The organism is Longimicrobium sp., assembly GCF_036399255.1.
Classification (GTDB): Bacteria; Gemmatimonadota; Gemmatimonadetes; order Longimicrobiales; family Longimicrobiaceae; genus Longimicrobium.
Genome location: NZ_DASWNM010000067.1, coordinates 58,124 through 78,355, shown reverse-complemented (window position 1 = coordinate 78,355; position 20,232 = coordinate 58,124). Strand labels below are relative to the sequence as shown.

Here is a 20,232-nt window from a genome sequence, read left to right as displayed (position 1 = left end):
AACGGGGATGGCGCCCGCTCCGGTTTCGGGGCGGGCGCTTCCGTTTGGGGATGGGTGGTGTCGCCGGACGACCGCGGGTTGGACCCGCCCCGGGTTGGAGGTCCCCGGGTTTGAGGTCCCCGGGTTGATATGAGGTCCCCGGGTTGGAGGTCCCCGGGTTGAGGTCCCCGGGTTGAGGTCCCCGGGTTGAAACCCGGGGCTGGAAAGGCCATAAGCCCGGTCTTGGCTCGCAAAGCTCGCCAAACCGGGCTTCACCTGCTCGGGTCATCAGGGGCCGGCGCGCCTGGAGTGACATGCGCGCCAACGCTCGTCGACGAGGCGTGAGCCCGGCCTACGCGAGCGGTTGAAGCCCCGCCTGGCGAGCTTTGCGAGCCTTGGGCGGGGCTTATGGCCTTTCTAGCCGCGGGTTTCAACCGGGTTGAAACCCGCGGCGGCTTTGGCCCGTCCCGTGGCGGTTCGACACGCGCCTCTACACCGGCCGGGGGCGCACGCGTGAGGTGGCCTGGGCCTGGAGCGGGTCGTCGGGCCAGTAGTGTTTGGGATAGCGGCCCTTGAGGTCCTTCTTTACGTCGAAGTAGCCCGTCTTCCAGAAGCTGGCCAGGTCGCGCGTAACCTGGACGGGGCGGTGCGCGGGGGAGAGCAGGTGGATGGTGAGCGGCACGCGCCCACCGGCGATCCGCGGGGTTTCCGTCATCCCGAACAGCTCCTGCAGCCGCGCCGCCAGAACCGGCGCGTCGGGATCCGCGTAGTCGATGGGGATGCGCGAGCCGCTGGGCACCGGCAGGTGTGACGGCGCCAGGTCGTCCAGCGCGGTCCGGCGCTCCCACCCCAGCATCCCCAGCAGGATGTCGTTCAGGTCCAGCCGCTGCACCTGTTCCAGCCGGGTCATCCCGTAGACGTACGGCCCCAGCCATTCCGCCAGCCCCGCCGCCAGCGCCGCGTCCGACACGTCCAGCCACGAGGGATCGTGCCGGTGCAGAAAGGCGATGCGCTCCCGCAGCTGCGCGGCGCTCCTGCTCCATCCCAGCGCGCCGATCCCCTCGCTCGCGATCCCCCGCAGCAGCGCGGCGGTGACGAGGTCCGGGTCGGGATCGGGAAGATGTCCGTCGTGCAGCACCAGCGCGCCCAGCCGCTCCCGCCGGCGGGCGCGGACGGCCTTCGCGTCCGCATCCCATGCGACTATGTCCTCTCGCTCGATCTGGTCGGCGAAGTGGCGCTCGATCTCGTCCAGTTCCACCGGCGCGGCCAGGTAGACGCGGCTGTCGCGGCCCTGCCCATCCAGCTCCGGCGCGACGATGTACGCGGACGGCGCGAGCGAGTCGGATTCCGCCAGCGAGGCGCCGCGGCCGTTACGCAGGAGAAAGCGGCCCGGCTTTCCCGCGCGCCGCTGGCCGATGCGGTCCGGGTACGCCAGCGCCAGCAGCAGCCCGGCGGCGGACGGATCGCCATCCTCACCGCGGAGGGCCAGGCGGCGGCGCCACTCGCGCGACTCCGCCTGCACGCGGCGCAGCGCGCCGACGTCGGCGGGGCCGCGGACGCGGCGGTTGGCGGCAAGGTCGCGCAGCGCCTCCAGCCGCAGCCGCAGATCCGCGTCCGCCGGCGTGTCGCCGCGGCGAAAGACGTCGCGCTCGCCCAGCAGCGCGGCCAGGTCGCACGCCAGTCCGCCCAGGCCCAGCTCCCGCCCGCGCAGGAGCATGTGGGCCAGGCGCGGGTGCAGGGGCAGCTCCGCCATCGCGCGGCCGTGGGGGGTGACGGAGCCGGCCGCGTCCAGTACGCCCAGCTCCGCCAGCAGCTCGCGCGCCTGCCCGAAGGCGGCGGCGGGGGGCGGGTCCAGCCACGCCAGCTCCGCGGGATCGGCTACGCCCCACGCGGCCAGCTCCAGGGCGAGGGGCGCCAGGTCCGCGTCCAGGATCTCCGGCGTGCCGTGGGGCACCAGCCCCGCCTGCGCGTGCTCCGGCCACATCCGCCAGCAGGTCCCCGGTGCCACCCGGCCCGCGCGCCCGCAGCGCTGCTCCGACGAGGCGCGCGACACCGTCACCGTCTCCAGCCGCGTCATCCCCGTGCGCGGCGAAAAGCGGGGGACGCGCATCATCCCCGAATCCACCACCACGCGCACGCCCTCGATGGTCAGGCTGGTTTCCGCAATCGACGTCGACAGCACGACCTTGCGGCGGCCGGGCGGGCTGGGGGCGATGGCCTCGTCCTGCGCCTGCTGGGGAAGGTTGCCGTAGAGCGGCATCACCCGCACCTCCGCCGGAAGCCCGCCCTCGCGCAGCATCTCTTCCACGCGATGGATCTCGCCCGCGCCGGGAAGAAAGACCAGCACGTCCCCTTCCGACGATTCCACCGCCTGCCGGACGGTTCGCGCCACCGCCGGCTCCATCCGCCCCTCGATGCGGCCCGGCTGATAGCGGACGTCCACCGGAAAGCCGCGGCCCTGGCTGGTGACGACCGGTGCATCCCCCAGCAGCGCGGCGATGGGGGCGCCGTCCAGCGTGGCGCTCATCACCAGCACGCGCAGGTCTTCGCGGAGCACCGAGCGCGATTCCAGGGTGAGGGCCAGCCCCAGGTCCGCGTGCAGGCTGCGCTCGTGGAACTCGTCGAAGATGACGATCCCCACGCCGTCCAGCGCGGGATCGGACTGCAGCATGCGCGTCAGCACGCCCTCGGTCACCACCTCGATGCGCGTGGTGGGGCCCACGCGCGTTTCCATCCGCACGCGGTAGCCCACCGTGCCGCCCACGTCCTCGCCGCGCAACCGCGCCATGTGCCGCGCCGCCGCGCGCGCCGCCAGCCGCCGCGGCTCCAGCATCACGACGCGCCGCCCCGCCAGCCAGGGCTCGCCCAGCAGCGCCAGCGGCACGCGCGTGGTCTTGCCCGCGCCCGGCGGCGCCTGCAGCACCGCCGCGCCCGCCTCGGCGAGTGCGGCCTTCAGCTCCGGGAGCGCGGATTCGATGGGGAGCGTGGACATGCGGAATAGGGGATAGGTTACAGGGGACAGGTTACAGGGGACAGCCTGCGCGTCTGGCGCGCGGGAGCGGCTGAAGCCGCCGCAACAAAAGCGGAAAGCCTCGCAAACTGCGCGAGGCTTCACCTGCTCCTTTCCGCCGCCTCCGATCTGTCATTCCGAAGGAGCGCCGCGACAGACCGTCCTTGTCGCCACACCCGGCGCGCGACTGAGGAATCTACCGTCGGAATTCTCGTAGCTGGCCTCCGCGCTCCGCGCTGGCGGCCACAATCCGCGCAGGCGGATTTTGCGATTTTCCCGCGGCGAATTCATTCGCTCCCGGGTAAGGCCCGCCGGATCACCATCACCCCTTCACCCGTTCACCCGTTCACCCCTTCACCTCAGAACGGCATCCCGAAGCCCACGTCGAAGCTGGTCCGCTCCCCCTGGGCGACGGTCGCGTACACGGACTGGCCAATGGCGTGAAAGAATACGCCGCCGCCCACGGCCGTGTGCCATCCCCCGTCCGAATCCCCCTCGTACCACACCCGCCCCGCGTCCGCCAGCGCCAGCACGCCAAAGGTGCCGCGCACGCCCAGGTTCAGGCGAAAGAGCGGCTGGCGCACTTCGGCGCCGCCAAAGACCAGCCGGTCGCCGGCGAAGCGCTGGCCGCTGTGGCCGCGCAGCGTGGCGCTGCCGCCCAAGAACGCCGCCTCGTGAAAGGGAAAGTCGCCCCACACCTGCCGGCCCCCCGCACGCACCGCCAGGACCGGCCCCGCCCCGGCGGACAGGTACGCCGCCGCCATGGCGTGCGCCTCGCCGAAGGGGCCCTCCGCGTCCCACACGGCCGGCCAGGCGGATCCGCCCGTCTCCAGCCGCCAGCCGCGGCGCGGAAAGTTGGGGAGGTCGCGCCCGTCGAGCTCCACCTCGGCGCGCAGCCCGAACTGGCCAAACGAGCCGGTGCCCAGCGGGCGCTGCAGGTCGAGCCGGCTGCCGGACACCACCTCCGGGTCCGTCCACTGCAGCACGGGGCCCACCTCGAGCAGGCCGCGCCGGCCCAGCGGAAGGTTCAGCGCCGCCTCCAGCCGCACCTGCCGCAGCCAGGTGTCGCGCAGGTCGCCCGACACGTCGTCGTCCGTGTCGTTGCCAAAGCCGAAGAAGCGCGCCGTCTCCATCTGCGACGCGTATCCCTCGGCCGACCACCAGTGGCGCGCGTTCTCGGGGTGCAGGTTGCCGCTGGCCGCCAGCAAAAAGCGGGTCTCCAGCGGCGCCCATCCCACGTGCCCCTGGGCCTCCCACGCGTGCGGCTGGCGGCGGAACCCGTACTTGGTGATCCCCGGCCCCACCCCCACCACCGGCCCCGCCCGGCGCTTCCAGTCCACCATGGGCGACGCCAGCGACGAGCTCCACCCCCAGTCGCGGTACGTGCGCTGGCCGGTGATGCTGGAGGTGTCGACCGGCGCCTCCCAGTCGCGCGTGTCCACCCGCGTCGCCGGGCCGCGGGTAAAGCGGTTGTCGCCGCGGTGGTCGTAGAAGGCCACGCCGGAGAGCCGCGACGAATCCACCAGCACGTCGTCGCCCCCGCCGCCGATGACGCGGATGCCCACGCCGCGCCCCGGGCCCGTCACGATGGCCCGGTCGTCGCCGCCCTGCAGGTGCAGCCGCACGTCGTCCGTCTCCTGCGGATCGAAGACGCGGTTGTACGTCATCAGGCGGCGCGCGTCGTCGAGGGAGGCGAAGAGCGTGACCTCCAGCGAGCCGTCCGGGCGGCGGTCGATGACGGCCACCTCGTCCGCGTCGGTGGCGTGCACGTCCACGTTCAGCGCCAGGCGGCGGTAGAAGCGCGCCGCCTCCACGGGCAGCGCCTCGCGCCGGGCGCGGAGAATGCGCGACGCCTCTTCGCGCTCGCCGGCCTGGTACTCCGCCGGGAGGGCCAGAACGGCGTTCTGGATGACGCGGTCGGTGAGCCGCGCCCGCAGGCTGGCCGCCACCGAGTCCCACGCGGCGCGCGGCAGGTCCTGCAGCAGCCGCCGGTCCAGCGGCTCGGCCTGCACCGTAAGCCCCGTCAGGGTGGGATACTCCTCGTCGAAGCGCACCATGCGGACGAACGCCGCGCGGCCGATGGAAAGGAGCAGCCCCTCGTGCTTGACGAAGGCGTTGTCGCGGTCGCGGGGGATGGGGCGCCACACGCGCAGGCCGCCGTCGTCGAAGCGCGCCCACCGCCACTGGTCCTCGTGGCGGTCCCAGTCGCCCACGTAGATGTCCATCAGCCGCGCCGTCAGGTAGGCGCGGCTGTCCAGCCGATTGGCGGGGTCGTCTTCCAGGTCGTCCAGGAACTCGTCCGTTCCCTTCACCTTGTCGGCGCCCGCGAACGCAGGCCCGTCGATCCGCCCCTCGCGGGTGGGGACGCCGCAGCTCTCGGAGAGCGGGTCCGCCGCCGGGGCCTCGTCCTCGCCCCCGGTCTGGCCGGGCTCGTCACCGCCGGCGTCCACGTCGTCCTCGTCCGCGGCGTCGCCCTCTTCCGCCGGGTCGTTCTCGTCCGGGCGCTCCTCGATGTGGCCCACCAGCCCGGCGAAGCGCTGGCGGCAGGCGCCCAGCGACGCGCGGTCGGCCATCACCACCATGCGGGGGACGGCGTGCAGCACGCCGGCGGCCGCCAGCAGCGGGTGCGCCAGGCGGGGGGCGCCGGGGTGCGACGCGCTCACCTGGTCCTGCACCACCCACTCCACCAGGGTGCCCGCGAACTCGGGCCCAAGGCCCTTGGAAACGTTCTTGTTGATGGAGCGGAAGACGAAGCGGCGTCCGTCGGCGCCCAGCAGGTGCAGCGTGTTGCTGGCGAAGTCGCCGCCCACGCGCAGGGGCGTCAGCCCGCCCGCGAAGGTGTCGGGGTCCAGCACCTCCACGCGCACGGGGCGGGTCCACAGGTCGCGGTAGTTCGCTCCCCACAGGAACTGCTGAAGAGGTCCCGCGCGGTACTCCGGCCCCGCCACCACCGTCACCGAGTCCTGCGCGCGCGCCGCCGTGGCGAGCGCCGCGTGTGCCAGCACCAGCAGAAGAAAAACCCGGGAGATCCGCGGCATGGGCCTGAAAAGTTGGGCCGGCCGCGCGAAACCCCCGGAAACCTCGGGCCCGCGACAGCCGGTGCATCAGAAACGTTGCAGCAGAGGGTGCAGTTATGATGCCGCCGTCGGCCGCTGGATGCAAGCATCGGAATCACAAGGCTTTATCACGGATCTGGCGGCGTCGGAACCGCGCGGATGGTGCGCGGCAGCCGGGCTCGTCACTGCCCGCCGCCGCTTCGCGTGCCTTCCGGGGCGGACGCGCATCGTTGCCGCACGAGGACGGGAATCCATGGAAGTGGTTGATGGATAAAGAGATGGATAGGATGCGCGCCGGTCTCCGTCCGGCTCCGCAGAGCGGTTAATCACAGGCTAATGGATGGACGTAAAACTTTTTCGGGGTGGTTTACGTCTATACGGACGCAGTCGAGGAAACGCGTTCCAGACACCATCGCCAGAAGAGGCACCCCATGACCCGCTCCATGCTGCGCTCCGTGCGCTTCGCCTTCGTGAGCCTGCTGCTGGCTCTGACTGTGTACACCGTGCTGGAGTCCGCGCTGGGTGGCGGGCGGACGGCGGTGGCGCAGGCCGCGGAAGGCCTGGCCACCTGCGGCAGCGCGGAGCACCCGTGCCTGCTTGAGCCCGTCCCGGCGGAGCACCCGGAGGCCCGGCTGGCCACCTCGCAGCCCGCCCTGGGGATGACCCTGCGCGTGCGGTCCTGACGCCCGGGCTACGCCTTGGCCTCTCCCGCGAAGAGCCCCGGCGCCGCCATGGCGCCGGGGCTCGCGCGTTCTACGGCCAGCGCCGCGGCGGATAGCGCCGCGTGTCCGTCCCGCCGAACAGCCGGCTGACCAGCTGGTCGCCGTGAAAGGTGAAGGAGGGGACGATGATGACGTCGCGGTCGCGCAGCCCCAGCGCGGAGCGGTCGTAGAAGACGGCGATTTCGGGGCTGATCCCCAGCGCCTCGGTGCCCAGGCGCACCCCGGCGAACACGCCGACGGTGGGATCGTCCGAGACCGCGTCTTCCACCAGGGGAAAGACCTGCATGGCCTTGATCCCCCCGTACGGCGTAAGCCAGAAGCCCTCGCCCTGGCGGCCGGAGGCCAGCAGCGACGCCTCGACGTGCGCGTGCTCGCCCGCGTTCACCACGCCGGCGCCCACCATGTACGCCAGCGCGGGTCCGTCCATTTCCCCGTTTCCGTCGACGCGCCGCTTGTAGTTGACGGTAATCCCCACCACCCCCGGCGCGCGGATCCCCACGTCGGAGCGCCCGTCGATGCCGAAGCGCACCTCGGGGTCCAGCCCGAAGTACGAGCCGCCCACGGAGTCCCCGCTCATCCGGTCGACGCCGCCGGGAATGAAGTAGACGGCCGCGCTGGGGATCACCTCGCCCTGCGGCGCGGGGCGCGCGGTGGTGCCGGTCGCGTAAGGGATGCAGGCGCCGGCGGCCAGCAGCACGGGCGCGGCGAGAAGCGTGAGGAGGCGCATGGGACGCAGGGTGGAGGATGGGCGTGGATCAGGACGTGGCGGTGCGGCGGCGGTGGGCGTCGCGGATCATTGGCCCCACCCGCGCGTTCATCCGCGGCGCGCCCGCGAGGATCACTATGATGATGCCGATCGCCGCAAAAAGGTAGGCTGGCATTCCGCTGCCGGGGGAGTGGTCCGGCTGTCCGTCGGAGGGATCGAGGCTCGGGGCGGACATCGAACTGCGTCCGCCGGGGTGCCCCTCCCCCCGGCCCCCTTCCCCGTTCGTTCCTCACGGAGAGGGGGAGAATTCGCGTGCGCGGGAACGGCGCCCCTCCGCTCGCTCAGGCTCGCACTTCCCCGAAACTGCCGGGGGAGGTTGATGCGCTTCGACTGGCATCGAACCGTCTTTCCGACGCCGCGTTCCGGCGGATGTGCCGGAACCGGCCTTCTCGCTCCTGCTGGTCCGCCGCTACGCCCAATCTGTCATTCCGAGGGAGGCGCCGCGCGGCATCCTCTTTTCGCCCAATCCTTTGGCGCCGACCGAGGAATCTACTCTCGGGCTGCTTGTGGCCGGTCGCCGCGTCGCGTTCCAGCGGACACGGTCGGTATCCGATGACGCGGCAGGGCTTTGCCGGCCGATGTCGTGGCCGCGGCAACTGTGCGGGCTGCCGCGTCAGGGCTCCAGGTGGCCGAGAGTAGATTCTTCGGCCCTGCGACCATTCGCGCAATCCTCACGTGCGGAGTGGCCGGGCCTCAGAGGGTGTTGCCAAACCCCCCGGCGTGATTGACTTCCTGAGGGAGGCGCCGCCCTGTAACTCGCTTGTACACTGCAGCTTGGCGCCGACCGAAGGATCTCGCCAGCAGAACGATAGGGCTGGTACCGTGCCCTGATCTGGCCCCTGCGCCACCGAGACGAGGTCCTTCGGTCGCGCGCAATCTGTTGTGTGACTTCTGGTTACGCGTGGTGCGCTCCCTCAGGAAGTCACCGCTTCATTGTGGATTTGAGATTTAGGAACACCCTCTCAGAATCGTGACAGCGTCCGGCGTCGTGGATTGTACAGTGCGTGCTCCGCGGCGTCAGTCCTGGCGGACGAGGCGGCCGTTGAGCATGACGAGGCGCACGGCGCGGGCGGCGGAGATGTCGCGCGCGGGGTCGCCGGCGACGGCGACGAGGTCCGCCAGCAGGCCGGGACGCACGCGGCCGCGGTCCGGCAGGCGCAGCACCCGCGCGTTCACCGAGGTCGCCGAGCGCAGCGCGTCGATGGCGGGCATTCCGTACGCCACCATCAGCTCCAGCTCGCGCGCGTTGTCGCCGTGCGGAAAGACGCCGACGTCGCTTCCGAAGCAGATGTCCACCCCTGCCTCCATCGCGGCGCGAAAGCTGGCGCGCGCGGCCTGCACGCGCGCCGGCTCGGGGTCCACGCCCGGCCGCCAGCCGCGGTACTGCGACACGGCGTGGCCGGCCGCCAGCGTGGGGCAGAGCGCCACGCCGTGCTCACGCATCAGCCGGAACACCTCGGGGGTGCCGCCGTCGCCGTGCTCGATGGTCACCGCGCCGGCCATGACGGAGCGCCGCATCCCCTCGGCCGTGGAGGCGTGCGTCACCACGGGCGCCCCGGCACTCGACGCCACCTCAACCGCCAGCCGCAGCTCGTCCAGCGTAAAGGTGGGGCGCGCGGTGCCGGCGGGGCCCCAGCGGTAGTCGGCGTACAGCTTTACCCAGTCGGCCCCGCCGCCGATCTGCTCGCGCACCACGCGCCCCAGCTCGGCCCCGTCCGCCTCCTGCGCGCCGCGCGGCGACGGATGCTCCTGCGCCAGCACGCGCGGCCCGTAGCTGCCGGTGGCCACGATGGCGGGGCCGGAAACCAGCATCCGCGGGCCGGGGATGATCCCCTCGTCGATGGCCTGCTTGAGCCCCACGTCGGCGTATCCCGCGCCCTCGCTGCCCAGGTCGCGCACGGTGGTAAAGCCGGCCATCACGGTGGCGCGGGCGTGCACGGTGCCGCGGGCCACGCGCACCGCCTGCGGCTCGCGCAGCACCTGGTCGTCCCACGGTGTCTCGTTGTACGGGTGCAGCAGCAGGTGCGAGTGGCCCTCGATCATCCCCGGCATCAGCGTGGCGCCGGGAAGCTCGATCACCCGCGCGTCCGCGGGGACGGCCAAGGAGGCGGCGGGCCCGGCGGCGGCGATCAGCGAGTCGCGCACCAGCACCGCCCACCCGGCGTGCACCCGCTCGCCGTCGAACACGCGGTCCGGGCGCAGCAGCACGGTGGTGGACTGCGCGGGAAGCGCGCGGGCCAGGAGCAGCGTGACGATCAGGACGGCGATGCGCATGGCGGCGGTCGGGAGGATGGGGATTCGCACGGGCCGGCGGCGCGATGATCCGGCCGCGGCGGTGGACAGGATAGCGGATGCGGAGGCGGCGCGCATCCGCCGGCGCGGGAGCCGCCCGGCCGCACCGGAACGGCGCCCTGTATGTGCCCCCGCCGCTGCATCCCGGTGCACCGCCGGCCGGACAAAATCCGGGGCTGGAGAGATGAAGCCCTTGTGTCTGAACAATTTCCTGCACCACACGGAATCCGACCGAATATGGCGCACGCCTTGCCTTGCTTGGGGGGCACAACCAACCCTGCAGCATCCCCTGTTCACCACCCCAGGAGGACCCGTGCGCCAGCTTCGCCCCCTTGCGGCATTCGCCGCGCTTGCTATCGCCGCCGCGTGCCAGGACGCCGGCACCGCCGTACGCCCCGAGGACCCGGGCATCAAGGCCCCGCCCGAGGGCTTCGCCACCCGCGGCGTGGCGCAGACCGGCTGGATCATCGACCGCAGCGGCGAGCCGATGGAAGTGACGTACGAGATCCAGAACGGCATGGCCATCTGGGAAGGCGACATCGACCTGGGCCCGGCGGAGTGGATCTTCCGCACGGCCTCCGAGGCGCGCAGCCGCAAGGCGCAGGGGCCGCGCCTGGGCGTGGCCATCGACGGGACCAGCGCCCGCTGGCCGGGCGGCGTGGTGCCGTACGTGATCCCCTCGGGCTTCCCCAGCCCCAGCCGCATCACCGACGCCATCGCCCACATCGAGGCCAACACCGGCATCGTGGACTTCGTGGTGCGCACCACGCAGGCCAACTACATCCAGTTCCAGACCAGCACGGGCTGCTCCAGCAACGTGGGGCGCATCGGCGGGCGGCAGTACGTGAACCTGGCCAGCGGCTGCAGCACCGGCAACGTGGTGCACGAGCTGCTGCACGCGCTGGGGATGTTCCACGAGCACACCCGCTGCGACCGCGACACGTACGTGACCATCAACACCGCCAACATCCAGAGCGGCTACAGCGGCAACTTCACCAAGCAGTGCACCAACGCCACCGACTACAGCACGTACGCCGAGGGCAGCATCATGCACTACCCGCCCACGGCATTCAGCAGCAACGGCCTGCCGACCATCGTGTCCAAGCGCGGCCTGGACAGCCAGATGGGCCAGCGTACGGGGATGAACAGCACCGACAAGACCACCGTCAACACCCTGTATCCGTAACCTTTCGCGGGACGGATCGGGCGGGACGGACGCGCGGGCGGGGGACTTACGGGTCCTCCGCCCGCGCGGCGATTTGGGGCTGGGCGCTTCCATGGCCTCCGTGCCGCAAAACCGTCGCGCGTCGAAGTGCATCGAACTGGCGCCCGACAGGCCCCCTCTCCCCCGGCCCCTCTCCCCCGCTGTCGCGGAAGAAAGGGGAGAATTCGGTCCCGCTTCGGACGGCTTCGCGCGAGGGGCACGCCCCCTCCGGGCTCGCCTTACTCGCCCACCTCCCCCAAACCCCTGGGGAGGTTGAGCTGCGATGCTACTTCGATCCCGCCACGCGGCAGACACCTGCCCCTGCACCACGTCCGCCAGTCCGCGAAGGCGGCCTTCGTGTGGTTGTTGCAGCGAATCATTCGCCCGTGCCGGCCATGTCGACCAGCCCTCCGACCGACGGCGGCGGGTCTTGCCGGGGGAGGGGTGCGCGCGCACTCTGAGGGGCCGCGCAGACCACAGCCCTTGCACAGGAGACCGCCGGATGACGAGCGCCACCCCCGCCGCAGCATCGACCTCCGCCGCCCCGGGCGCCCTGCAGACGCTGCTGGCCGCCATGGAGCGCGAGCACGCCACCACGGTGCGCGTGCTGCGGGCGTTCCCCGCGGACCGGCTGGACCTTCAGCCGCACCCCAAAAGCAAGCCGGCGCGCGACTTGGCGTGGCTGTTCGTGCAGGAGCAGGGGCTGGTGGAAAAGGCGATCACCACCGGCTTCGACTGGTCCGCGCCGCCCTCTGCCCCGCCGCCGATGCCGGAGACGCTGGACGAGATCGTCGACGCGTTCGAGGCGGCGCACGGGCGGGTGATGGCGGTGGTGCGGGGGATGAGCGACGAGGACCTGCGGCAGACGGTGCAGTTCTTCGTGGCGCCCAAGACGCTGGGCGACATTCCAAAGATCGACTTCCTGTGGTTCCTGCTGCACGACCAGATTCACCACCGGGGGCAGTTCTCGGTCTACCTGCGGATGGCGGACGCGCGGGTGCCCTCCATCTACGGCCCCACCGCCGACGAGCCCTGGTTCTGAGACCAGATCCGGCAAAGGAATCGTCTCACCTCACGCAGAAGCCGCGGAGAAAACCGCTCTGCTTCCTTTCTGGCCTCTGCGTGATACTGGATCCGGAAAAACAACACCTTCAGGGTACAGAGGAACAGAGTCAAACAGAGGAAGCATGATCTCGCTGCCTCTGTCTGACTCTGTTCCTCTGTACGATGATTCTTTTTCAGGACCTGGCATTAGACTGATCTTTTCTGGATCCGGAGCAAACGAAGAGGACGCAGAGAAGGGTTCTTCTCCGCGTCCTCATCCGTTCAGCTCCGCGTTCTCCGCGTGAGGCTCGTTCCTGTCGCCCTCACGCCTCGGCCAAACCGGCTCAGCGGCCGCGGCGGCGGGCCTGCTTGCGGTCCTCGATGCGCACCATCGCCATGCAGGCCAGATAGATGAGGAACGTGACGAGGGCGAAGACGCCCATGTTGAAAAAGAGCTTGCCTACGGTAGGCATCGGTCCCTCTCGTCGTGTTTTCGTGGTGGGGTGAACGTACGGCGGCCACAAGATACGGCGAACGCCGCTTGCGTGCCAGCCGTGCGCGTCAGGTCTTTACCTTGGTGACCTCGCCGCAGTTGGGGCAGGTGGTCTTGAAGCTGCCCTGCCCCTTGGGAACGCGCATCATCTCCTTGCAGTAGCGGCAGGGCACCTCCGTCGTCGTCGACGCGACGTGCTCCAGGTACGCCAGGTACTCGGCGTGGCCGGGAACGTCCTCCGCCACCAGGCTGCACAGCTCCTCGTCGGACGGGTTCTGCATGGGGCCCACGCGGTTGGCCTGCTGCGCCAGCGCCTGCTCGAAGATGTTCCGCACGTCGCGCCCGTTGGCGAAGTTCTCGCCCCGCTTCTCATGCATGCGCGACAGCAGCCACTGGATGAACTGGGCGGCGGAGGGCTGCAGCTTGTAGCCGTGCTCGCCGCACATGCGCTCCATGATCTTGAACAGCTCGTCCGGCGTGTAGTCGTCGAAGTGGATGAAGCGGTTGAAGCGCGAGCGCAGGCCGGGGTTGCTGTCCAGGAACTTCTGCATCGGCGCGGGATAGCCGGCCACCACCACGATGAACTTGTCGCGGTGGTCCTCGATCAGCTTGACCAGCGTGTCCACCGCCTCGCGCCCGAAGTCCTCCTCGTCGCCCGTGGCGAGCGCGTAGGCCTCGTCGATGAACAGCATTCCGCCCATCGCCTCCGTCACCTTTTCGTGCACCTTGATGGCGGTCTGGCCCACGTAGCCGGCGACCAGGCCGGAGCGGTCCGTCTCGACCAGGTGCCCCTTCTCAAGCACGCCGATGGCGCGAAAGATCTGCGCGAGCAGGCGCGCGACGGTGGTCTTGCCGGTGCCGGGGTTGCCGGTAAAGGCCATGTGCAGCGACAGCGGCGGCACGGGCAGCTTGCGCTCCTGCCGCATCTTGTTGATGCGCACCAGGTTGGTCAGCGTCTCCACCTCCTTCTTCACCTTCTCGAGCCCCACGAGCTTGTGCAGCCTGGCCATCAGCTCGTCCAGGCTCAGCGGCGGCGGCGCGGGAGGCGCTTCTGGCGCGGCGGGGGCCTGCGCCGCCGCCGGTTCGCCGCCGGCGGCCTGCACCTTCACCAGCGGCGGGTCGCCCTCGGCACCCTGCGGCGCGCCCGCCGGCGCCTGGGGCGGACCGCCGGCCGCGGTCTGCGGCGGGGCTCCGGGCGTCTGCGGCGCGGCGCCGTCGGTCGGGCCGCGCTCCTGGCCCACGCCCGCGGCATCGCAGGCGCGCTGCAGCAGGATCACGTGCTGCGCGATGATCTCGGCCTCGCGCGGCAGGCTGTCGCCGTCCGACACCATCAGCTGCAGCCCCAGCTCGCGCAGGCACAGCGCCACGTTCATGGCGTTGACGGAGCCGCGCTGCCGGTCTCCCCTGATGAGCACCTGGAAGTAGTCCGGCACCCAGCCGCCGGGGGCGCCGGGGCTGCCGTCGCCGTGGCGCATCATCAGCTGCCGCACCTTCTCCAGCGGCGTGTCGATGATGTTCTCGGCGCGCAGCATCTTGCTGAGGTACGCGGCCTCGTTCTCGTTGATCTCGCCGTCCGCGAGGACCAGGGTGCCCAGGAAGCCCAGGACGTGGCGCTTGACGCTGTCGGCGATCTTGCCCGGCCCCGGCCAGTCGCCGCGGCGCTCCGCGCGCGCCGCCGTGTCGAGGATGAACTGGTACAGCTCGGCGGGGGTGGTGGGCTGGCTCATGCGAACAGCAAGGGAATAGGGAACAGGGAATAGGGAATAGGGAATAGGGAATAGCGGGCCCTGACGACCGCCGTTGGAAGGCGGTCAGGACAGCCGCGCCAATGCGACCACCTCTTTTACGAGCTTTCGGAAGGAGCGGGCCGCGTACGCCTGCTCGAGACTGAATTCGTTGGTAAGTGCCGGCTGGTCGATGGTCGGCTTGTACGAGAAGCCCTGTCCGGCGTGACGCGCCAGCCAGCCCTTGGCATCGCGGATCGCCTCCGCGTCCGGCGGAGGCTCCATGTCGTCTGCCAGGCCACGCTTTCCGCGAAGCGACGGCGCGGCGGCGAGAAACCACGCCTCGTATTCGCGGTTGGCGACCACGACGGCGATGGCGCGGTCCGGGCGTTTCGCCTTGGCTCGGGTGAGCAGCGCCTCCGCCATCTCGCGCGGACAATCGTCATCCGCATCCAGCAGGATCAGGATGCCATCTGCAGCCTGCGTCTGGCGCGCCGCGAGTTCCACCGTTCGCTCGATGCCGTTCGATTGTACCAGTCCAGATCGGCTCACGCGGATCGGCCGTCCCACGTCCACGTATGCCTCTGGAGCGTAGTGGGCGACGACTCGCCGGATCAGGATCGGGACGGCTGTAACCTCACCGTGTCCCTCCACGATCGGCAGGATCACGCCGGTGCCCCTGAGCCGAACAACTCCAGATCATCCGGGTTCAGCGAGCGCGCTGCGGATTCCGGGCGAAGCTGGTTCATGCGCAGCAGATCGCCGGCCGTGAACAGGTGATCTCGCAGCACCGACCGTCCTGCGTCGTTCAACTGCCCGATCCTCGTCTCGCCGTCCTCGGCCACCACTGCAAGAATTTCAGAACCATCGATGGACGGATTGTCGAGCAATTCAGGGCTGTGGCTGGTCACAATCACCTGCCGTATGGACGTCGCGTCCCGCATCGCATCGATGAGCACGCCTGCCGCCGCTGGGTGCAGGGCTGTCTCGGGTTCTTCGAGTCCGACGAGGAGCGGAGCGTTTTCGATCTCTCTACCACGTTGGAACAGCGCCACCAAAATCCCGAGCGCGCGGAGCGTCCCGTCTGACATGTTCGCTGCGAAGAAATCCCAAGGCTTCTGATCGCCTGCAGTGTGCTGCTTGAACTGAAGCGTTTCCCGCGGGCCAACGGGGATTGCATCCACGCCAGCAATTCCCGGGACGACTTGGCCCAGGTACTCCTCGACTCGTGTCTTCAGACGCGGGTTGTAGGTAGACAATTTTCGAAGCACGCCCGGCAGATTTGCAGCGTCGCGTGCCAGGAGCTCACCCGGATCGGGAGCCTGCAAATCGCGAATGGCATGCGGGTTCAGATTGTAGAACCCCATACTTGAAAGCGCATCGTATACAGGCCTGAACTCGTGCGTCCCTGAAAGGCTTACGAGATACAGGCGATCCTTCACACGCGCGGATGTCACTGAAGGGAGTGCAGACTTCAAAACGTGTGTATCAGAAACCTCGAAAAATCGTGTGACGCCAGGAAGGATTAGTCCACCGGTGACGTAGCATTCCTCATGCGTGATCGCGGTCTCATGCCGACTGCCACTGATCTCAAACGCGTAATGTCCATGCATCCCGTCTGGAAGCTGGAACTCCACCCGGATGCCCACATTCGGCGATCCCGTGGCGTTGTGGTGACGCACTTCATCGATTCCGCCACGATCTCGGAGCGCATGCTCCAGGGAATACCGGAGTGAATCAGAAACGAATCGAATCGCGTCGAGGAAGTTGCTCTTCCCCGACCCATTCGGTCCGACGAGGAACGTCAGCGGCCCGAGCTCCACGTCGCAGGCCGCGATGCTCTTGTAGTTGCGGATAACCACCCGCCGAATGAGGCAAACGCCAGCGTTGGGGTCCGACGCCATGATCGTTCGTGGGCAGGGATGTGCTGATCGCGCGTAGCCGGAGGTGGAGTTTAACCCGGCTTCGCAACGCGCGCGAGCCTTCGTAGGACGTGCTGCGGATCCGTCCGTTTCGCCATGCCCCCATGAACCGGGCCAAAGGTGCGGGGCAGAGGAGGGCGCCGGCAAACGCAACCCGATAGTGGCCGAGCTGCCCCAATCTCAGCCCATCCCCCAACCTCCCCCGGCAGTTTCGGGGGAGGTGGGCGAGTAATGCGAGCCCGGTGGGGGCGCCCGCGGGTCGCGCCGGATCAGCCCGCGTCCACCGCGATCCGGATCCGCCCGTCCACGGCCACGCCGCCTTCGGCGAACGCCATCCACGGGTTCACGTCCATCTCCTGGATCTCGGGATGGTCGTTCACCAGCTGCGACACGCGCTGGATCGTCTCCTCTACCGCGCCCAGGTCGCTGGCGGGCTCGCCGCGCACGCCCTGCAGCAGGCGGATGCCGCGGATGGCGCGCACCATCTCGGCGGCGTCCACGTCCGTCACCGGCTGCACGCGAAAGACCACGTCCTTGAGCGCTTCCACGTAGATCCCGCCCAGCCCGAACATCAGCACCGGCCCGAACTGCGGGTCCAGCGTCATCCCGATGATGGTCTCCTTGCCGCGCGCCACCATCTTCTGCACCAGCACGCCCTGCACCTGGTCCGCGCCGATCCCCGCGCGCGCCGGCACCTCCACGGTGAGGCGATCGAAGGCGGCGCGCAGCTCGGCCTCGTCCTCTACCCCCACGATCACGCCGCCCACGTCGCTTTTGTGGATGATGCGCGGCGACAGCACCTTCATCACCACCGGCCAGCCGAACGCCGCGGCCGCCCGCGCCGCCTCGTCCGCGGTGCGCGCGATGCGGTAGGGCGCCACGGGGATGCCGTACGCTTCCAGCACCGCCATCACCTCCGTCTCCGACAGCTTTTCGCGCCCCTCCGCGCGCGCGGCGGTGATGATGCGCGCGACCGTCGCGCGGTCTGCGTCGAAGGCGCGCACCTGGCCCACGGGGCGCTCCAGCCAGCGGCGGTGGCGGTACATCGCCGCCAGTGCGCGGACGCCGGATTCCGGAAAGCGGTAGCCGGGGATGCCCGCCGCGTTCAGCTCGGCGAGGCCCTGCGGCAGCCCCTCGCGCCCCATCAGCACCGCCATCACGGGTTTTTCGGAGTGCGCGGCCACGGAGACGATGGCCTCGGCCACGTCTTCCTGGCGCACGCCCAGCGGCGGGACGAAGGTGGCGATCACCGCGTCCACGCTGGGGTCCGCCAGCACCGCCTCCACGGCGATGCGGTAGCTTTGCGGCGTGGCGCTGGCGATCATGTCGATAGGATTCGCGAGCGACGCCTCTTCGGGAAAGTGCTTCTCCAGCAGCGCGGTCGTCTGGGCCGAAAGCGCGGTGACCTCCAGCCCGTTGGCCTCGCACGCGTCGGCGATGATGATGCCGGGGCCGCCCGCGTTGGTGACGATGGCCACGCGGTTGCCGCGCGGCACCGGCTGGTGGCTGAACGCCATCGCCAGGTCGAACATCTCTTCCACCGTGTCCACCCGGATCACGCCGCACTGGCGCAGCAGCGCGTCGGTGGCGGCGTCCGTCCCCGCCAGCGCGCCCGTGTGCGACGAGGCCGCGCGCGCGCCGGCGCCCGTGCGCCCCGCCTTGACCGCGATGACCGGCTTGCGGCGGGTGATCTCGCGCGCCAGCTGCGTGAACTTGCGGGGATTCCCGAAGTTTTCCAGGTACATCAGGATGACGCCCGTCCGCTCGTCCTCCGCCCAGTACTGGATGAGGTCGTTGCCGCTGACGTCCGGCTTGTTGCCCACGGAAACGAACTGGCTGATGCCGATGCCGTATTCCTTGGCGTAATCCAGGATCGTCACCCCCATCGCGCCCGACTGGCTCATGAAGCTCACCGGGCCGGAGGGCGGCATCGTGGGCGCGAAGGTGGCGTTCATCGACCGGTCCGGCGCGGTGTTCAGCACGCCCATGCAGTTCGGGCCCACCAGGCGCATCCCGTAGCGGCGGACGATCTCCATCAGCGCCTTCTGCCGCTCCACGCCACTGCCGCCCACCTCCGCGAACCCCGCCGAGATCACGACGAGTCCCTTCACGCCCTTGCGCCCGCACGCTTCCGCGGCGTCCACGACGTGCTGCTTGGGGACGACGATCACCGCCATGTCCACCTCGTCCGGCACGGCCTCCACCGACGGGTACGCGCGGATGGAGTGCACCGCGGTGGCCGTGGGGTTCACGGGATACACGGCGCCCGCGTAGCCGTGGCGGACGAGGTTCTCGAGGATCTGGTAGCCGATGGTGTTGGGCTTCCGGCTCGCTCCGATGACGGCGATGGAGCGGGGGCGCAGGATGGCGTCGAGCATACGGAGGAGTGCGAAAGTGCGAGAGTGCGGGAGTGCGAAAGTGAGTCCGGCTCCGGCGCGAGGCGGCAATCTACGGGGCCGGGCGGAGCTACACCAATGGGTAGAGGCAGGGCGGTGAATGAACGTGATAGATCGTATCTTTAAAGACATGTATTGCGGAATTGGAAACATCTGATTATCGTTTGCTACCGGTTCCGGAAGCAGTTTTTCTTGCCGGTGCAAAGCCACGCGCCTCGCCTCGTTGTTCTTCCGCACGTCAACCCTCCGGAGATCACATGAACACAATCGTTGTACTGTTGCCGGGTATCGCCGGCACCAGCCTCTCGCACCACGACGACATCCTTTCCACCTGGCCGCTGAAGGTTGCTCGCACCGCCGTGGCCAACGAGCCTGAGGCGCTCAGGATGCTGGAGGACCCGTCGCTCACGCCTGGGGAGCCGATCCCGTGGGCGCTTCCCATCACCGTCTTCGACCTGGGGTACCGCGGGTTTCGCGACTATTTCGAGGCGGCGGGGTTCACCTCGGTCCTGTTCAGCGTCAACAACCCGGATCTGCCCGCGGAGCCGCTGCAGAAGCTGCTGGTGGGGTTCGCCTATGACTGGCGGCAGGACAACAGCGGGACCGCCGAGAACCTGCGGACGCTGCTGTCGCGCCTGCACCAGCTGTACGGCGGCGGCGAATACGAGGTGTTCCTGGTGGGCCACAGCATGGGCGGGCTGGTCTCTCGTGCGTACCTGGAGAACCCCGCGTACCAGAAGGACGCGTGGTACGGCAGGGTGCGCGCGCTGATCACGCTCGGAACGCCGCACCTGGGGGCCCCGCTGGCCGTGGCCGGCATCAACGGAACCATCACGACGGAGTTCCTGGCCCCGTACAACCGCCTGGTGCAGGACTTCGTGAACGAGTCTTTCTCCGTCTCCGCGTACGAACTGCTCCCCCCGGTGCAGCGAAAGTTCATCGTGGGGCCCGAGGCGTACAGCATCTTCGACCCCGCATTCAGGAACACGGCCGCCTGGGCCGCGCTCAAGGAGAAGGGGCTCGACGAGGCGAAGATCAATCGGGCCGGCGAGTTCCTGGCGGGGCTCGACTACACGGGCGGGGGGGCGCTGCCCCCGTACTACTGCGTGTACGGGCTGTCGACGCTCTTCGAGACCTGCGAGTCGTTCACCTACGACGCGCATGGCACGCTCACGGAAGTGGACGACATGCAGGGGGACGCCGTGGTCCCGAAGTGGAGCGCCTCATTCCAGGGGCGCGCGGTCGAGCAGATCTACAGCCCGCCGGGTGGCGTAAACCACCTGCAGCTTGCCTCGAACCTGGACGTCCTCAGGACGGTCGCGCAGTGGATGGGCGTTACGGCGCCGGTGGTCCACTTCACGGGGATCGAGGTCCCGGCCACCGCACCGGCCGAGGCACCGGCCGAGGCAGGCGTGGCCTGATCCGGCAGCCGTCCGTAAGGTGGGGCGGGGCTCCCGAGCCCCGCCCCACCTTTTTGTTTTCTGTTCCGGTGTCTCAACCAGGGGCACGGGTGCGCGGAACCCCGATTGCCGGGAACCTCCGCGCCGTGGACGACTACAACGCACCGCCGCGCGATGGATGATCCGCGGGGAGTGGGCGAAACGCGCACGCGGCGTTATCATCC

The 20,232-nt window shown here is 69.8% G+C and carries 14 protein-coding genes; 4 read left to right on the top strand and 10 right to left on the bottom strand.

Annotation, left to right across the window (positions count from 1 at the left end):
* Positions 1-469: 469 nt before the first annotated feature.
* Positions 470-2,971 carry an ATP-dependent helicase HrpB gene (gene hrpB / locus VGC13_RS10315; RefSeq protein WP_331125167.1) on the bottom strand — a complete coding sequence of 834 codons (2,502 nt, stop codon included), beginning with the start codon at positions 2,969-2,971 and terminating at the stop codon, positions 470-472.
* Between the two features lie 377 nt (positions 2,972-3,348).
* Entirely contained in the window at positions 3,349-6,027 is a 2,679-nt protein-coding gene (locus VGC13_RS10310) for a BamA/TamA family outer membrane protein (protein WP_331125166.1), read from the bottom strand.
* Positions 6,028-6,476: 449 nt separating this feature from the next.
* On the opposite strand from VGC13_RS10310, the gene VGC13_RS10305 reads away from it, so the two are divergent.
* Positions 6,477-6,728 carry a hypothetical protein gene (locus VGC13_RS10305; RefSeq protein ID WP_331125165.1) on the top strand — a complete coding sequence of 84 codons (252 nt, stop codon included), beginning with the start codon at positions 6,477-6,479 and terminating at the stop codon, positions 6,726-6,728.
* Between the two features lie 70 nt (positions 6,729-6,798).
* Here VGC13_RS10305 and VGC13_RS10300 read toward each other — a convergent pair whose 3' ends face one another.
* The 3 genes from VGC13_RS10300 to VGC13_RS10290 all read right to left on the bottom strand — a co-directional run bounded on the left by VGC13_RS10300 (position 6,799) and on the right by VGC13_RS10290 (position 9,807).
* Positions 6,799-7,494, bottom strand: coding sequence for a hypothetical protein (locus VGC13_RS10300; protein WP_331125164.1), 696 nt, complete (start codon positions 7,492-7,494; stop codon positions 6,799-6,801).
* Between the two features lie 28 nt (positions 7,495-7,522).
* Positions 7,523-7,648, bottom strand: a complete 126-nt coding sequence (locus VGC13_RS10295; protein ID WP_331125163.1) for a hypothetical protein — start codon at positions 7,646-7,648, stop codon at positions 7,523-7,525.
* Between the two features lie 902 nt (positions 7,649-8,550).
* The gene (locus VGC13_RS10290) at positions 8,551-9,807 is read right to left on the bottom strand and encodes a metal-dependent hydrolase family protein (protein WP_331125162.1); all 1,257 of its coding nucleotides are present in this window, start codon (positions 9,805-9,807) and stop codon (positions 8,551-8,553) included.
* Between the two features lie 331 nt (positions 9,808-10,138).
* On the opposite strand from VGC13_RS10290, the gene VGC13_RS10285 reads away from it, so the two are divergent.
* Positions 10,139-11,011, top strand: a complete 873-nt coding sequence (locus VGC13_RS10285; protein ID WP_331125161.1) for a M12 family metallopeptidase — start codon at positions 10,139-10,141, stop codon at positions 11,009-11,011.
* Positions 11,012-11,531: 520 nt separating this feature from the next.
* Positions 11,532-12,071 (top strand): DinB family protein, encoded by a 540-nt coding sequence (locus VGC13_RS10280; RefSeq protein ID WP_331125160.1) that lies wholly within the window; start codon positions 11,532-11,534, stop codon positions 12,069-12,071.
* Between the two features lie 346 nt (positions 12,072-12,417).
* Here VGC13_RS10280 and VGC13_RS10275 read toward each other — a convergent pair whose 3' ends face one another.
* The 5 genes from VGC13_RS10275 to acs all read right to left on the bottom strand — a co-directional run bounded on the left by VGC13_RS10275 (position 12,418) and on the right by acs (position 18,590).
* Entirely contained in the window at positions 12,418-12,546 is a 129-nt protein-coding gene (locus tag VGC13_RS10275; protein WP_331125159.1) for a hypothetical protein, read from the bottom strand.
* 88 nt (positions 12,547-12,634) lie between these two features.
* On the bottom strand, positions 12,635-14,293 hold the full coding sequence (locus tag VGC13_RS10270; RefSeq protein ID WP_331125158.1) for an AAA family ATPase: 1,659 nt from the start codon (positions 14,291-14,293) through the stop codon (positions 12,635-12,637).
* A gap of 84 nt (positions 14,294-14,377) precedes the next feature.
* The gene (locus VGC13_RS10265; protein ID WP_331125157.1) at positions 14,378-14,959 is read right to left on the bottom strand and encodes a DUF4276 family protein; all 582 of its coding nucleotides are present in this window, start codon (positions 14,957-14,959) and stop codon (positions 14,378-14,380) included.
* The gene (locus tag VGC13_RS10260; protein ID WP_331125156.1) at positions 14,956-16,194 is read right to left on the bottom strand and encodes an AAA family ATPase; all 1,239 of its coding nucleotides are present in this window, start codon (positions 16,192-16,194) and stop codon (positions 14,956-14,958) included. Before VGC13_RS10260 ends, VGC13_RS10265 begins: the two co-directional genes overlap by 4 nt.
* Positions 16,195-16,481: 287 nt before the next feature.
* Positions 16,482-18,590, bottom strand: a complete 2,109-nt coding sequence (gene acs / locus VGC13_RS10255; protein WP_331125155.1) for an acetate--CoA ligase alpha subunit — start codon at positions 18,588-18,590, stop codon at positions 16,482-16,484.
* Between the two features lie 275 nt (positions 18,591-18,865).
* On the opposite strand from acs, the gene VGC13_RS10250 reads away from it, so the two are divergent.
* Complete coding sequence (locus VGC13_RS10250) at positions 18,866-20,029, top strand: lipase family alpha/beta hydrolase (protein WP_331125154.1); 1,164 nt, start codon at positions 18,866-18,868, stop codon at positions 20,027-20,029.
* The last annotated feature ends 203 nt before the right edge of the window (positions 20,030-20,232 follow it).